The sequence below is a fragment of the Streptomyces sp. S465 genome (genome assembly GCF_026898115.1).
Taxonomy (GTDB): Bacteria; Actinomycetota; Actinomycetes; order Streptomycetales; family Streptomycetaceae; genus Streptomyces; species Streptomyces luomodiensis.
In genome coordinates this window covers 7468506-7483595 of the sequence record NZ_CP114036.1, presented here as the reverse complement: position 1 = coordinate 7483595, position 15090 = coordinate 7468506, and the positions used below count along the sequence as shown (strand labels likewise).

Annotated in this window: 13 protein-coding genes and 1 pseudogene; 2 read left to right on the top strand and 12 right to left on the bottom strand. The window is 68.5% G+C overall.

The features are described from left to right. The first annotated feature begins 446 nt into the window (after window positions 1-446). Window positions 447-1802, top strand: a complete 1356-nt coding sequence (locus N6H00_RS31705; RefSeq protein ID WP_268975256.1) for an MmgE/PrpD family protein — start codon at window positions 447-449, stop codon at window positions 1800-1802. On the opposite strand, the gene tcuA is transcribed toward N6H00_RS31705, so the two are convergent. The 12 genes from tcuA to N6H00_RS31640 all read right to left on the bottom strand — a co-directional run bounded on the left by tcuA (window position 1790) and on the right by N6H00_RS31640 (window position 13230). Further along, window positions 1790-3286 carry an FAD-dependent tricarballylate dehydrogenase TcuA gene (gene tcuA, locus N6H00_RS31700; RefSeq protein WP_268975255.1) on the bottom strand — a complete coding sequence of 499 codons (1497 nt, stop codon included), beginning with the start codon at window positions 3284-3286 and terminating at the stop codon, window positions 1790-1792. The two genes, N6H00_RS31705 and tcuA, sit on opposite strands and share 13 nt — an antisense overlap. Before the next feature lie 159 nt (window positions 3287-3445). After that, window positions 3446-4384 carry a pyruvate carboxyltransferase gene (locus N6H00_RS31695; RefSeq protein ID WP_268975254.1) on the bottom strand — a complete coding sequence of 313 codons (939 nt, stop codon included), beginning with the start codon at window positions 4382-4384 and terminating at the stop codon, window positions 3446-3448. A gap of 8 nt (window positions 4385-4392) precedes the next feature. Further along, window positions 4393-6036: an AMP-binding protein gene (locus tag N6H00_RS31690; RefSeq protein ID WP_268975253.1), complete on the bottom strand. Its 1644-nt coding sequence runs from the start codon at window positions 6034-6036 to the stop codon at window positions 4393-4395. Next, a complete protein-coding gene (locus N6H00_RS31685; RefSeq protein WP_268975252.1) occupies window positions 6033-7061 on the bottom strand; it encodes an LLM class flavin-dependent oxidoreductase in 1029 nt (342 codons plus the stop codon). Before N6H00_RS31685 ends, N6H00_RS31690 begins: the two co-directional genes overlap by 4 nt. A gap of 7 nt (window positions 7062-7068) precedes the next feature. Then, window positions 7069-7569: a PaaI family thioesterase gene (locus N6H00_RS31680; protein ID WP_268975251.1), complete on the bottom strand. Its 501-nt coding sequence runs from the start codon at window positions 7567-7569 to the stop codon at window positions 7069-7071. Then, the gene (locus tag N6H00_RS31675; protein WP_268975250.1) at window positions 7562-8554 is read right to left on the bottom strand and encodes an Ldh family oxidoreductase; all 993 of its coding nucleotides are present in this window, start codon (window positions 8552-8554) and stop codon (window positions 7562-7564) included. Before N6H00_RS31675 ends, N6H00_RS31680 begins: the two co-directional genes overlap by 8 nt. Continuing rightward, window positions 8551-9867, bottom strand: coding sequence for an MFS transporter (locus N6H00_RS31670; RefSeq protein WP_268975249.1), 1317 nt, complete (start codon window positions 9865-9867; stop codon window positions 8551-8553). The genes N6H00_RS31675 and N6H00_RS31670 overlap by 4 nt, the downstream gene beginning before the upstream one ends. Window positions 9868-10377: 510 nt before the next feature. Beyond that, the gene (locus tag N6H00_RS31665) at window positions 10378-10575 is read right to left on the bottom strand and encodes a hypothetical protein (protein WP_268975248.1); all 198 of its coding nucleotides are present in this window, start codon (window positions 10573-10575) and stop codon (window positions 10378-10380) included. A 207-nt stretch (window positions 10576-10782) separates the two neighbouring features. Continuing rightward, on the bottom strand, window positions 10783-11190 hold the full coding sequence (locus tag N6H00_RS31660) for a nuclear transport factor 2 family protein (protein ID WP_268975247.1): 408 nt from the start codon (window positions 11188-11190) through the stop codon (window positions 10783-10785). Window positions 11191-11206: 16 nt separating this feature from the next. Continuing rightward, window positions 11207-12055: an alpha/beta fold hydrolase gene (locus N6H00_RS31655; protein ID WP_268975246.1), complete on the bottom strand. Its 849-nt coding sequence runs from the start codon at window positions 12053-12055 to the stop codon at window positions 11207-11209. Between the two features lie 130 nt (window positions 12056-12185). Further along, a complete protein-coding gene (locus N6H00_RS31650) occupies window positions 12186-12656 on the bottom strand; it encodes a winged helix-turn-helix transcriptional regulator (protein ID WP_268975245.1) in 471 nt (156 codons plus the stop codon). 421 nt (window positions 12657-13077) lie between these two features. Then, on the bottom strand, window positions 13078-13230 hold the full coding sequence (locus N6H00_RS31640; protein WP_268975244.1) for a hypothetical protein: 153 nt from the start codon (window positions 13228-13230) through the stop codon (window positions 13078-13080). 984 nt (window positions 13231-14214) lie between these two features. Between N6H00_RS31640 and N6H00_RS31635 the strand changes: the two are divergent. Next, window positions 14215-15031, top strand: a pseudogene (locus tag N6H00_RS31635) (tyrosine-type recombinase/integrase); the annotation flags it as partial. Window positions 15032-15090: the final 59 nt, after the last annotated feature.

Genomic DNA, 15090 nt, shown 5'->3' with positions numbered 1-15090 from the left:
GGACGGTCATGCGCCCCATCGGGCGGCCGGCACTCCCTGTGGCCACCAGCACCGCGCCGGGCTCCGCCGTTACGTTCTCCAGTCGCCATAAGTTCAGCGCTGGGCAATCAACTGTGCACATCGCCTTCTTACGTCCACCACCGGGTGCGCACCCGCCCCAGAGGCTCTTCGCCGGCATCCAATTCGGCCACGCCCTCGCGGACCGTCGCCTCACCGACCAGGGCCGCCCGCGCGACCGTGACCCGCCTCCTCGCCCAATGACTCGCCGTCCCCGCAGCACGGTACGGAGCCCGAGGTGGGCTCGGTGAGTTCGGGGTGCTCCCGTCCGGCCCTGTGGGTTGACCGGGTAAGCATGCGTTCCTAGCATAAGCATGCTTATACGCGCCTGTCGTTTTTGGATCATTTGAGCAGTGCGTGACAGCAGGGCGGAGTGGAGAGGGCGTGTGATGAGTCGCCATATCGCCGACGAAGTGTCGGCCTTCTGTGCCCAGGCTTCGGTGGAACAATTCCCAGCCGATGTCGTCGACAAGGCCAAGGTGTGTCTCGTGGACTTTCTGTCCGCGGCGCTCATGTTCGATGCCTCGCGCGAGGCGCGGATCGCGCTGAAGGCACTGGGGGAACCCGGGACACACGGTTGTGGTTCCGTCGTTCCCGGGGCGTCGGTTCGCGCCTCGGCGCCGATGGCGGCCTATCTCGCCAGCGTGGCCGCAGCGGCGACGGGTCGCACGGATACTCACATCGAGAGCTCGTCGCATCCTGGCATGGTGGTCGTTCCGGCACTGCTAGCGCTGTCCGAGCATGTCGATGTGCCTGGCGGGCGTCTCTTGTCCGCGCTGGTGGTCGGCTATGAGGTGATGTGCCGGCTGGGCTCCGCGCTGATCACGCCCGAGGTGGCCACGATCTTCCGGCCGACCGGCCTGATCGGGCCTGTGGCGGCCGCTGTGGCGTGCGCTCATCTGCTGGCTCTCGGACGGGAGGCCACCCGGGCGGCGTTGAGCATGGCCGCCAACGCCTCGTTCGGTCTCAACCAGTGGGCGCGGTCGGGCACTCCCGAGCACGTGCTGCACTCGGCGGTGGCCGCACGCGCCGGGGTCGAATCAGCCTTGCTGGCACGGCACGGGTTGACCGCCGCGGTTGGCGGTCTCGATGGCGACGCGGGTCTGCTGGCAGCATTCAAGGCCGGGCACCGTGCGCACCACCTCACCGACCGCCTCGGCACCCGATTCGCTATCCGCGACATCGTGCACAAACCAGCCCCAGCGTGCATCTACGTGCAAGGTCCCTGTCAGCTCGCCCAGGACATTGTCCAGCGTCACCGCCCGGATCCGCGGCGCATCGACTCCGTCCTCATCACACTCCCGGAGCAAGCGGTGCGCTATCCGGGCTGTGACAACGCCGGGCCCATCGCCGACGTGTTGGCCGGCTCGCTGAGCGTGCAGTTCAGTGTGGGATCCGTGCTCGTCGCCGGTGGGATCTTCGACCGGAACTGGCAAGACCCCCGCGATACCGAGGTGAACCGGCTCGCCGCGCGTTCGCGGCTCGTCGAGGATCCGGGCCTGACGGCGGCGTTTCCGGCCCGCAATGGCTCGAGCGTTCGTGTCCTGCTCGACGACGGGCGCACGCTCGTCGCCGAGCAGGACACGTTCGCGTCGATGACCACTGAAGAGGTCATCGCGCGATTCCACCTGGCTGCCGACCCGATCTACGGACGGGCAGGCAGCCAGGCGATCGCGGATCGGATCGACGAGCTCGACCGCAGTGCGTCCCTTTCCGGCCTGCTCCGCGCTCTTCAGGCCAGGTGAGGAGTCGGCCTGGTTTCGGTCGCGGCAGTGTGTCCGGCCGCGCGGCCGAAGACCGCGGCGCGCATGAGGGCGGCGCCACCGGGATAGTCGCCGTAGAACAGACCACCGATAGCCTCGCCGGCCGCGTACAGGCCGGTCACCGGTGCCCCGTCCGTTCCAAGAGCCCGGCCGTCCGGGTCGATCCGGATACCGCCGAACGTGAAGGTGAGCCCCGCGGTGGCGCGATAAGCGACGAACGGTGGCCGGTCGAGGGGCGTAGCCCAGCGGGACTTAGGTGGCGTAATGCCGTCCGTACCGCAATCTTCACTTATGTCGTTGCCGGGTGGGCACGCGTTGTTGAACGTCTCGAGCGTGTGCGTCAGCCGGTCGACGGGCACCCCGATCCGCTCGGCGAGCTCCGGGACAGTGTGCGCGACGAGGGGCACCGCCGCGCCGGCGAACTCATCGGCCACTCGGGCCGCGGTCCGCTGATCGAAGATCTCGAAGGCCTCGCACCCGGGCTGCCGCATGATCGCCTTGCCCATCCTCGAGTAGTTCTTGACCCACGGGCCGGGGCCCTCGTCGACGAACCGCTCGCCGTCGCGGTTGATGAGTACGCCGAGCCAGAAGCCGTGCAGTGGGAACGGTGGTGAGGCCTCGCTGGACCCCGGTGAGGGCATGGTCGGGTCGACTGCGGCCGAATGGCAGCTCGACCAGGTACCGGCCTTGTCCGCGCCGGCGCGAAGTGCTGCCTGGATCCCGTCGCCCGTGGCCAGGCGGGTGCCGCGCAGACGCACCGACTCCCACTGCGGACCCAGATACTCGCGGCGTAGTGCGCGGTCGGCCTGGAAGCCGCCGGTGGCGATCACCACGGCGTCGGCGGGCACGGTCTGGCCGCCGTCGCCGATCGCGACGCCCGTAACCCGGCCGTCGCTGCGCAGCACCTCCGCCAGTGGTGTGGACCAGCGGATCTCCACGCCGACCCGCTCGGCGTGCGCAAGCAAGGGACGGATCACCTCGAACCCGCGTGACATTCCCTCGCCGGTGCACGTCAGCACCTGGCCGGGTGGGATGTTCAGGACGCCGTCGCGGACCTCGGCCCCCAGGGTGCGGTTGAATGTGAAGCGGACGCCTTTCGCGGCCAGCCAGCGGACCGTGGCCAACGACCGTTCTGCCAGCGCGTTGACCAGTCGGGGTTCGGCTCGGCCGTCGCTCATCGCCATCAGCTCGGCTGCGTAGGCCTGGCGGGTGTAGGGCGGTGCCTCGATCCGGTCGGCTTTCATGCCCGGCTCGAATTCTTCCGTAATCGACGTCAGATCGTCCGGCCCGTCATAGCAGAAGAGAAACAACCCGCCGGAAAAGGCGGCGTTCCCGCCGACGTCCTCACGGCTGCCCTTTTCCAGCAGCACAACGCGGGCGCCGGCCTCTCGGGCGGAGACCGCCGCACAGAGCCCGGTCAGCCCTGCGCCGGCTACGACGATCGTGGGCCTACGGGTTTTCGTCACTGGTCCTCCTTGATCCATAGCGCTGAAGCGGTACTCAGCGGCTGATCTCGCTTGCGGTACGCAAGCCGTACTGGACTGATGGTGGAAGGCACCGAAGCGCGGATCCCAAGCCTTGTTGGTCGGGGCGGCTGTGGTGCACGAGACAGCAGCTCTTGGTTGCTATCGCCAGGTGAAGGCGAGTGGTTCACCGGGCTGGGCAGTGCTCGGTACGCAACCGGTATGCCGGACAAACCCCTTACCGGGAACGCCGACCTCGCTGGTGAGCCAATTCGCTGTATCGATGAGGCGGGGCAGGTCGATACCGGTTTCCACCCCGCACAATTGGAGCAGTTGCACGGCGTCCTCGGTGCACAGGCCGCCGCCTTGGGTGCCGGGCATCGCCGGGTGGCCGCCGCTGCCGGCAAGGGAGGTGTCGATGGCGTGGACACCGAGTTCGAGGAGTGGGAGCAGGCCGGCAAGGCCCATGCCGCGGCCGTCGTGGATCTGCACGGTCAGATTCGACGGCGGTACGTGCCGGAGCGCGGCGGTGAGGAGTTCGCGGATCTGGGGCGGCGCGGCGTAGCCGGATGAATCGGCGAGGATCCAATGGTCCACCCCGATGTCGAGGAGCCGCCGGGCCAGCGGTTCGAGGTCCTCGCCGCTGCGGGCGGGGCCGGTCGGCCCACCCCAGGCGAAGATGACGTAGGTGCCGAGCACGATGTTCCGGTCCGCGGCGAACGTGGCCATGCGCTCCAGTTCACGCAACGAGTCCGTGGTGGACCGTCCGGTGTTGGCGCGAGCGAATTCCTCGTCAGCGGAGAGCAGGAAATACGCCGTGTCGGCCCCCGCGCCGACCGCGCGAGCGAGCCCGCGCGTATTGCCGACACAGCAGCCGAGGCTGAGGCCGGGCACCCGCGGCACCCGGGCGAACACCTCCTCGGCGTCGGCGAGGCCCGGTATGAGATCGGGCCGGACGAAGGAGGACAGCTCGAACGCGCGGACGCCGGCGTCGATGAGCCGCCCAACGAGTTCGATCTTTACTTCGGTCGGGACGACATGGTCTTGGAAGGTCAACCGGGGCGCGATCTCGCGGATGCGTACCGCATCGGGCAGGGACATGTGGTTCCTCAGGCGTGGCGGGTGGGTTTGAGCCCGGCGGCGAGCGCATCCCAGGCATCAGCGCGGCCCTGGTCACGCAACTGGTGCTTGCGTACCTTGCCGTTCGGGGTGACCGGGAGCCGGTCGACGATGCGGTAGTAACGGGGGACCATGAAGTGCGGCATCGACCGGTCGCAGTGAGCGAACAGTTCCGCACGTTCCAGCTTGCAGCCGGGTTCGAGCTGCACGACGGCGAGGACCTCGTCCTCGCCCAGCTCCGACGGCGTGCCTATGGCAGCAGCGGCCACGACGCCGGGGTAGGCAAGCAGCACCGACTCCACCTCGTGTGAGGAGATGTTTTCGCCGCGGCGGCGCAGTGCGTGCTTCTTGCGGTCGATGAAGTAGAAGTAGCCGTCTTCGTCGGTGTAGCCCAGGTCACCCGTGTGCCACCACAGGTCCTTCATGGTCGCGAGCGTCGCCTCGGGATCGTCGTGGTAGCCGGAGAACATGATGTTCGGCAGGCGAGGCCGGTACACGATCTCCCCGGCCTGGCCGGGCGCGGCACGGTTCCCGGACTCGTCGTGGATCTCCAGAACGGACGATTCGGTGGGCAGGCCCAGCGAGCCGACCTTCCGGGCTCCGATCGGGTTGTAGAGAACGTTCTTGATCTCGGTGAGCCCGTAGCCCTCTACGACGTGCACGCCGAAGCGCTCCTCGAACGGATACAGCGCTTGGGGCGGGGCGGGCGCGGCGAACACCTTCGTCAGCTGGTGGTCGCGGTCGCGGTCGGACGGGGGCTGCGCGAGGAGCATCGGCAGGATGGAGCCGAGCGCATTGCACTGGGTAACCCGGTGGGTGCGCAGCTCGTCCCAGAACCTGCTGGCGCTGAACCGACGGCCGAGGACCACGGTCGTGCCCGCGTAGAAGGCGTGCATGGATATGTTGATCTGCGCGGCGCCGTGGAACAGCGGTAGGCAGGTGTAGAGCCTCTCATCGACGGTCGTGGCCATCTGCACCGCGCACTCGCGCCCGGCGACCACCTGCATCAGGTGCGGTTGCACCACGCCCTTGCTCCGCCCGGTGGTGCCGGAGGTGAGCATGATCGCGACCGGGTCCTGCGGGGCGACGCGGGGGAGCTCTGTCGCCGGGTCACCGGCCGCGAGCAGGTCGCTCCACGTCTGTACCGCTACCCCGGGCGGGATGCGGCGGTGCCGGTCGCCGTCGACCAGCACGACGGTCTCGAGCGTGTGCGGTACTTCCGGCAGGTCGGCGACGAGTTCCAGCAAGGCCGCATTGGTGACCAATACGCGCACGCCGGTGCCGCGGAGCGCGTGGTCGAGGAATGGGCCCTTGTAGGCGGTGTTGATCGGGACCTCGACGAGGCCTGCGCGGGCCGCTCCGAGCCAGGCGATCAGGTATTCGGGCTGGTTGGGCAGGAAGATCCCAACCGAGCTGCCCGGTGTGGCGGCTACTGACATAAGACCGCGCGCCACGTCGGTGACGGCCGAGTCGAGTGCGCCGTAGGTCAGTTCGGTGCCTTCGAAGACAAGCGCGAGCCTGTCCGGATGCTCTGCGGCGCGGGCAGCGATGAGACCGCCGACCGTGCCGTCGGCGAGATCGGAGAAACCCTCAAGGCCCCGGGCTCCATTGTCCGCGGCGGTGGTCACCGTCATGCCAGTTCCTTCTTCGCACGAGCCAGGAAGCCCTCCAACGACGGGTCCCAGGCCGCTTCGGCGCCGGTCGTCACGAGAAACGCGTCGACTCCGAGCTCCCGGTACCTGCCGAGGGTGTCCAGGATGCGCTCCTCGGTGCCGACGAGCGCCTGGGAGTTGGCGAAGCCACCCAGGAGCTTTGTCAGCCCGGTCCAGAAGCAGTCGTCATGCAGCTCCTCCGCCGTGAGCGCGAGCGCCCGTTGCCGCCCCACGGAGGTGTCGGTGGACGACGACCGCAAGAAGGTCGGAGTTCCAGCGGCCTCCGCGATCTGCCGCTCCACAGCACGAGCCTTGGCCCACGCGTCGTCGTCGGTGTCCCCCATGAAGAGGCGCAGGCTCAGCGAGAACCGCATCGAGCGGTGGTAACGCTCGGCTGCCGCCGAGACCCGCTCGATGCGCTCCTTCGTGCCGGCGAACGGTTCCCCCCAGAGCATGTACAGGTCGGCGTGGCGGGCGCCGAAGTCCACGGCGTCGGCGCTCTCGCCACCCATGAAGATCGGCACCTGCCCCTGCACCGGCTTGGTCTGCAGCTTCACCGCCTCGGCCGTGTAGTACTCGCCATGGTGGTCGAAGGGCGCGGTTTCGGTCCAGGCGCGGCGGATGATGTCGAGGTACTCCACCGCCCGCCGGTAGCGTCCGGCCTTGGGCAGGTCATCCGATTCACGGCGGACATCCTTGTCGGAGCCACCGACGACCACATTGATGGCGAGCCTGCCGCGGGCCAGCACATCGAGGGTGGCGAAGTAGCGCGCGGCTGCTACCGGCGCCATGACGCCGGGGCGGTGCGCGACGATCGGCGAGAACTTCTCTGACAGCGCCAGCGCGAAGGGCGCTGTGGCGTGGTTGTGCGGCCAGGTGGAGGAGTACCCGACAAGGACCCGGTCGATGGCCTCCGAGCGGTCCAGTTCCCGGATCCTGGAGATCATTCGGTCGGGGTCGGTCTCGCCGGCCTGAAGGGGCTGCAGCCCGGTGAAGAATTCGACCATGGTGTCCTCAGCTTTCTGCGTGAGATCCGTTGGGGGACATCGGTTGGCGGGCGAGCCATGCCTCGTGCCGGGCGACGTGATGCGGGTGGCGTGTCCGCAGCTCGGTCCGGGCGATGGCCGACACCGTGCCGATGAGCGTCGTGTCGGCGGAGACCTTCCACTGCCTGCCGGCGTGCCGGTCGATCCGCGCCAGGACCTCGGCGGGTCGCTCGACCGGGACCGGGCGGGGGCAGGAGATCGACAGCGACGTGGTCACCAGCCGCGGTTCGACCCGCAGTGCGACAACACTGAGCACATCGTCGAAGACCGCGGCCTTCCAGCCGCCGTGCGCGACGCCGGGCCCGCCGTGCCAGAACGGTGGGCAGATGACGTCGAACCGCACCTTGTCGTCCTGCGCGTCGGCGATCTCGACGCCCGGACGACGGGAGTCGTGTGGAGCGCATCCGCCGCACAGGAGCCGGCCCGACGGAGATGGCTCGATCGCGAAGGCGTCGGGGCCTTCAGGCACGACCGGCCTCCTGCCGCAGGGCCGCGACCACCACTTCGGGCACATCGACAGTGCCGCGACGCAGCGTCCCGTCCCGGCAGGCCACCGAGCGGTCGAACGGCACCCGGACCGGCCTGCCGCCCTCGACGGGACGGGTTGCGCGGACCATCTCGGCAAACGCCGCGACCCGCCGTTGGTAGTCGCCCGCGTCGGTGAGTGCGCCGGGATCGAACAGCACGACGAACAAGCCGCAGTCCGAAACACCGGGCGGGTCGGCGGCCGCGCCGGTCATCATGCCGAGCAGCTGGACGACCAGAGCGAGCCCGGAGCCCTTGTGGCCGCCCCACACGCCGAACGCGCCCTCGAGCGCGGCGGCCGGGTCGAGTGTCGGAGCCCCGGCGGCGTCGTAGGCCTGGCCGGGGGCCAGTTTCTCCCCGAGTCGAGCCTTCAGCTTCACCTCCCCGTACATCACGGCGGAGGTGCCGATGTCCCAGATGATCGGAGTCGTGGTGGCAGGGAAACCGAAGGCGATCGGGTTGGTGCCGAAGCGGGCTTCGGTGCCGCCGTGCGGGGCCACGAGCGCTGGCGCGCTGCCTGCGATCACTCCGGCGAGTCCGGCTTTCGCGGCTTTCTCCAAGTAGTACGAGAACATCCCCGTGTACCACGTGTTGCGTGCGCCGACGATGGCGATTCCCTGTGCGCGGGCCTTCGCCATGGCCAGCTGCAGCGTGCGCATGCCGACCAGGTAGCCCACCTGGTCGCCGCCGTCCACGGTGGCCGACACCGGCGTCTCGGCGACGACCCGGATCGGCTGCGGCGGCACGTCCGTTGCGCGAATGCGCTCCACTATGGACAGCGCGCGGGCGAGCCCTCCGAAGGACAGACCGCGCAGTTCGCAGTCGAGCAAGTGGTCCGCAATGGTCTCGGCGGCCTCGGCTGAATGACCGCACGCGGTCATCGCGGCCACGACGAGTGCGCGGGCGTCGGGCAGGGTCAAAGTCGTCATGAACCGGCCTCCGCGGACAGGGACACGGGCGAGGGAGAGGGCTGGGCGTGCTGGGTGGCCCGGCGGGTGAGCGCGAACGCGGCGATTGCGCTAGCGGCGGCCGCGGCCAGCAGCAAGTAGGCAGGGGAGCGCTTGTCACCGGTCAGCTCGATCAGGGCCTGGCAGATGAAGACCGCGGAGCCGCCCAGTGCGGCCACGGCGATGTTGTAGGACACCGAAACGGTCCTGCCGCGCATCCGGACTGGGATGAGTTGGACGTAAGTGATCGGCGCGATGCCCGAGTAGAAGGCCGGACCGGCTGACAGCAGCACGGTGCAGAGGATCACGAGCCACAGCGGAGGAGCGGTGGACAGCACAGCGAACAGCGGATACGTGACAAGGAGCACGGTGAGTGAGGTCGCCAGCAGCGCTATGGGCCGGCCCTTCCGGTCAGACACCCGGCCACCCGCGATCACCAGGAACAGGCCGATCAGCAGCGCGAAGGCGATGACCGAGGTGGCGGTGAACGGGGACAGACCCAGCTGGATGAGGTAACTCTGGACGTAGGTGTACGTCATGTAGAAGCCGATGACGTGCAGTACGGACACCCGCACGAGCAGCAAAACGCGGGCCCACAGGTCGTTGACATTGGCGTCCTGCGCGGACGTTTCGCTACGCGCAGCGAGGAACTCCGGGGTCTCGCCGAACCGGCTGCGCAGGTAGAGGCCGATTGCGCCGAGAGGCAGCGCGAGCAGGAACGGCACCCGCCAGCCCCATGCGAGCATCTGCTCACGTGTCAGCTCCGCGTTGAGGAAGAGCACGACGACAGCGCCGATGAGCAATCCAGCGAGACTGCCCACTTGTACGCGGCTCGACAATGCCCCGCGCCGGTGTGGCGGGGCGAACTCGGCGACATAGATGATCGCGGTCGTGAACTCGCCGCCGGCCGCCAGCCCCTGGGCGAACCGCAGCAGCACGAGCAGGACGGGCGCGGCGATTCCGATGGTCACCGTCGACGGCAGCACGCCGATCAGTGTGCTGACTGTTGCCATCAGCAGTAGCGAGGCGACCAGGGCAGGCCGGCGGCCCAGCCGGTCGGCGAGCGGCCCGAAGACCAGGGAACCCGCCGGGCGGGCGAGGAAGGCTGAACCGAACACCGCGAACGACGACAGCAGCGCAGTCGTAGGGCTCGAGGCCGGGAAGAAGACCTTCGCCAGCACGGTGGCGAGGAAGCCGTAGACCGCGTAGTCGTACGTCTCCACCGTATTACCGACCGCCGCCGCAAGCGTCGTACGTCTCAACGTTCCGGCCGGGATGTCTGCTGGATGGGCCATGACACACCTCTCCATTGAGGTTCGGGATGAGGGTCCGCCGCGTCAGGTGGCGATCGGATGAGCGGGAGGGGGTGGACGCCTTGCTGGGGAGGACCGCATCGAGCCGGCGCAACCGATGGGATGCCATGCCGACAGACCTGCTGTGTGCGTCACGCGAGGGATTGCCACGATGCCGCTGGGGACGGACCGGAAACCATGCCGGGTCGGAATCCGCATAAGGAAACATGGAATTCGCCCATCCGTAAGCATGCTGCTACAATATAAGCATGCGAAGCTGCATGCAAGCATGCTGACACATCTGCCGGGCGGCCGCGCGAACCGCCGAGACCCCGGGGAAGGGCATGCCATGCCGCACTTTGTCGTCAGCTACGTCCACCGTGATCCCACCGGCTGGGCGCACCACCTCGATGCGCACCTGCGGTGGCTCGTCGAACGCGTCGAGTCGGGACAGCTGCGCGCTTCAGGACCGACCACCCGCACACCCGTGTTGTTCACGAGGATCGTCGGTGCTCAGAGCTCTTCGGCGATGTGCGTGACGGCAGCCTCGACCTGCGCCTCGTCGGCGACCACCAGGCACTCGCCCGGGTCGCGGCCGACCGCGACGCCCAGCGCGAACCGTCCCGCCTGTGCCGCGATCCCGGTTGCGTCCGCCGCCCGCCCGGTGAACCGTCCCACCAGAGCACTGGCCGCCGGAGACGTTGACCTCACAGCCTGACCGTTCTCCGTGTGGGCAGGGAGGTCACGGCGGTCGTGCGGGCCGACCGGCTCTGTGCTCAAGGCCCGCACGACGCCGACCCAGCATGGCTGGAGTCCTTCACCCCCGGGCGAGTTTCGCCGGGCTGGAGGCCTCGCCCGCGCCGACCTCAACCAGCACGAGCGGGCCGCAGCAGGGGCGGAGCAGACCGTACTCCAGGGTTACATCACGGAGTCGGTCTGAAGCGGGCCCGCGGTGATACGGAGTGTCCGGACGCGGACCGGCTCTTCCCGGTCGAGAGAGAAGATGTGCGTGAACGGAGCGCGCACCACCTGGTCCGGTGCGCTCTTCTTGGCCATGACCGCCTCGCCGCGCAGCAGGCGGACGCCGTCGTCCGCAGTCCAGTACTCCAGGACCTCATGGGTGATGATCAGCGGTGCGTCGATCTTCACGAAGAACGCCTTGATGGCCTCGACGCCGTGGATGTGCGCGGTACCGAAGAACATGTCGGTGTCCTCGGTCAGCGGCGCGAATCCTTCATCGAACTCCAGGGTGTCGATGGCGTCCATGAACTTCAGGACCCAGTCGGGCACGGCCGTCGCGTGTGCGGTGCCTGTTATGCCTGTCATGGTGATGGCCTCCTGATCAGGCCGCGGCGGGCAGGTCCGCGAGGAAGGCGTCGATCTCGGCGTTGACGCCTTCGGGGTTCTCGCGGGCGGCGAGGTGCGCGGTGTGCTGAAGCACCCGGAAGGTGCTGCCCTCGATGGCGTCGGCCATCTTCCGCACCACGTGGACGGGGAACTGGCTGTCCTCCTCACCGGCGATGATCAGGACGGGCACGTCCTTGATGGTGCTCAGGCGGCGGTGCTCGCCCTTGCGGCCGATGAGGATGCTGCGCAGCGCCCACGCGACCGACTTCGGGTCGTCCCGCAGGACGAACTTGGTGAACTCGACGAATTCGGGGTTGGTGGCCTCGGCGGTCGGCCCGGCGAACGCGCCGCGCGCGGCCTTGGCGGCCAGCGGCGGCATCTTCGCGTGCAGCGAGAGGAACGCGGACAGCGCGGTGGCCCAGATGCTCTCGAACATCGTGGGCAGGGAGGCGGTGCAGTTGATGCCGATCGCCGCCGCGGTCCGCTCCGGGTAGTAGGCCGGGAAGACCCCGGCGAGCATGCCGCCCCAGCTGTTGCCCACCAGGACGCACTTGTCGATGTCGAGCGCGTCGAGGATCTCGACGAGCGCGTCCGAGCAGTCCTCGAGATCAATGATCTTGCGCAGCGCGTCGGACTTGCCGTGTCCGGGGCTGTCGATCAGCACCACGCGGTGGGTCGGGGCGAAGTGCTCGTACTGGTACCGCCACATGGTCGAGTCCATCATCAGGCTGGGCCAGAACACCATGGCGGGGCCGTCGGAACGGCCGCCGACGCGCACATTGATCAGGCCGAGCGAGGTGGGGATCAGCTTCTCGGTGGTTCCTTCCAGCCAGTTCGTGGTCATGATCGGGCCTTTCCGCGGACGCGGAGACGTTCAAACTGCACTAGTAGCATAACGCTACTAGTTTCAAAACGCTACCAGGCGCCCTCGCATCCAGCCCGGGGCCGGCGGGACCACGGACCGGCCTCACCCCCTACCCCTGACCGGCGCCGCCGCTTTCCTCGGCGGAGACCGGCCGCAGGGTCGAAGCCTCGACCGGCTCATGGCAACTGCTGCACGCGAGGTACGGATTAGTCGGGTTCCCGCACGTCGTGTGCATCAGCGGATACCGTGTGATGTCGCCGTCCGCGGTCTGGGTCTCGGCCCAGCGCGTGATGGCCGCAATGGCGGGGACCACGAGTTCGCGGGCGCTGTCGGTGAGCTCGTACTCGTACCACGGCTTGTCCGGGCGGTAGGCGCGCTTGGCGAGCAGGCCCAGCTCGGTCAGGCTATTGAGCCGCGCCGTGAGGATGTTCGCCGAGATGCCCAGGGTCCGCTTGAGTTCGCCGAACCGGCCGACACCGAAGAACACCTCCCGCAGGATCTGGTAGTTCCAGCGCTCGGAGATCGCGGCCAGGAACTCCTGCCCGTGCTGGTAGCTGACGTGGCTGCTGTGGTCGGACACGGCTTCTCCTCCCCGGCGAACCCGGTGGTAGTTTTGAATCGCAAGTAGTTCTGTAATGTTACTAGTAACCCCTCAACCCGGTCCCGGCGTGCGCGTGCGTAGCGCACGCGCACGGCCCAGCCGGCGGCAGTGAGGCTCTCGCGGATCACGGTCCCGGCCATCGCGATCGCCGGAAAGCAGGCCGGCTCGGCCACACCGGAGGCCATGCGGCAGATCGCCGACGGCATGTGTGTCTCGGCCCGGACCCGCAGGACGGAGAGCGGCGTTTCGAGGGACAGGCCGAGCTCGGTGAGCCGGTAGCGGACGGCGGGACCCAGCTTGAGGATTGTGGAACACCCAGCCAGGCTTGGCCGGCTCGGCCACCTTGTCGCAGCGGACTCTGTGGGGCGTTGCGGAGGATCAGCCCAACCGGCGGCACGGGTCAGTGGTCCTTCAGCAACAGGTGCAGCAGTGTCACCACGCCGACGCCGACCAAGAGGGCGGTGCCGAAGGAAGGATGTTCGAAGGCGACGTATACAGAGCCGCCGCCCGCCAGTAGCAACAGTGCCGTCCGCTGGTTCATCTGACCGTCCATGAGTGATAGCCCTCCCGGTAGTGCGGTCCGCACGTGGCTTTCGGCGGTGCCTGACAGGGAGAGAGCGCGGTCCCGGAGTCATTACGCGAGTTCCTCACGCAATCTGTGTGGTGTGCATCACAGCGATGTACGACGGTAGGGCAGGGGGTGACGATGCGAAATCAGCCGAAGCGGCACGCACTGTCCTGATGACCTACGCCCACCCTTCGCCGGTGCGGGGCGATGGAGCGCGGCCGAGGTGGCTCACCGATGGCTCGTGACTGGCTCGCACCTGCAACGACCTGGGATTTCAGGTGGGTCATCGGCCCTCGAAACTGGAGTATCGGCGCAACGGCCACGGCGCTCAGGAGGCCGAAGAGGCTGCTGGAGATGGCAAAGAGCCATCTGCGGAATCACGTCCCGGGCATGGACGCCCGCACCCGATGCGTCACCTACTCCACCGCTCCCGGGAGCAGGGGGCCGGCGCTCCTCGCCGAACTGCACCCCGACGCCCTTCCGGCCCCCGGTGATGAGCCGCTCCCTTGCTCATGGCCACCGCCGCGGCCCCCGGACAGGAGACCGCCACCGTTGCGGCTGCCCGTAAGGCGATCGCCGACTGCGACGCCAAGCCGGCCACCCACCGCGCCGCTCTCGAAGCAGGCGCCGACCCCACCCTCGTCACCCAGTGGACACCGGAACCCAGGCGCGCCGAGCCAGGGCCGAAGCCGAGCTGCGCGCGTCGTCCAAGGGGGCGGGCGCCCGGATGTCCCGCCGAGATCTACCGGCAACTGGGGCTGAGACTCACCTACGACTCCGGGAAACACAAAGTGCTGGCCGAGATGAGACTCGACCAGCACTCTCACGAAACCCGTGGGCCATCAGTATGTGTCCGAGGGGGGACACGCACCATACGCACACGCCAGTCCCGGGTCAAGGGGCGTGCCCAGCACGGGGTCTGTGGGTTCGTGGCGGGTGCCGCAGCGGCAGGGCCTGGTGTCGGGGCGGTGCCAGTGCTGCGAGCGTGGTATCGATACGGCCCGTGACGAGCCCCGTTGCTGTGCCGTCGGGCAATGCTGCCGCAAGCTGCTCTCCCCGCTGACGCTCACCTACATCCACTCCGTGCTCAAGTCCGCCCTGGAACACGCCGTCCGGGAGGAGGAGATCCCGCGCACCGTCGCCCGTAACGTCCGCACCGGCACCCCACGGCCCCGACGCTTCGAACCCCTCACCGCCGACGAAGCCCGCCAGCTCCTCACATCCGCAGTAGGTCACCGGCTGCACGCCCTGTTCGAACTCGCCCTCCACACCGGACTCCGCAAGGGCGAACTCCTCGGCCTCCGCTGGGAAGGCCTCGACCTCGACGCGGGCACCGCTGCCATCCGCCGCACACTCCAACGCACCAGCGCCGGCGGGCTCACCACACTGCCAACCAAGACCCGGGCATCCGAACGCCGCATCGCCCTCCCCACGCGGTGTCTCCAGTCCCTGAAGCTCCACCACGAACAGCAGGAGCGCGAGCGTGAGGCCGCGGGCACCACGTGGCAGCACGACGCGCACGTGTTCACCACAGTGCAGGGCAGACCGATCGACCCGAACCAACCTCACCCGCACCTTCACCACGATCCTCCGCAGGGCCGGCCTCCACGACCTCCGCCACTCCACCGCCACCCTGCTCCTGGAGCAAGGCGTCGAACTCGTCATGATCAAGGAACTCCTCGGCCACGCCCACATCGGCGTCACCGCCACCGTCTACGCCCACGTCCGACTCCGGCTCCAGCGAGACGCCATCGACTCCCTCGGCCGCGCCCTCGGCCACCCCTGACATACAGCAACGGCGGCGGACACCTGGGTGTCCGCCGCCGTTGCCGTCAACTACTGCCG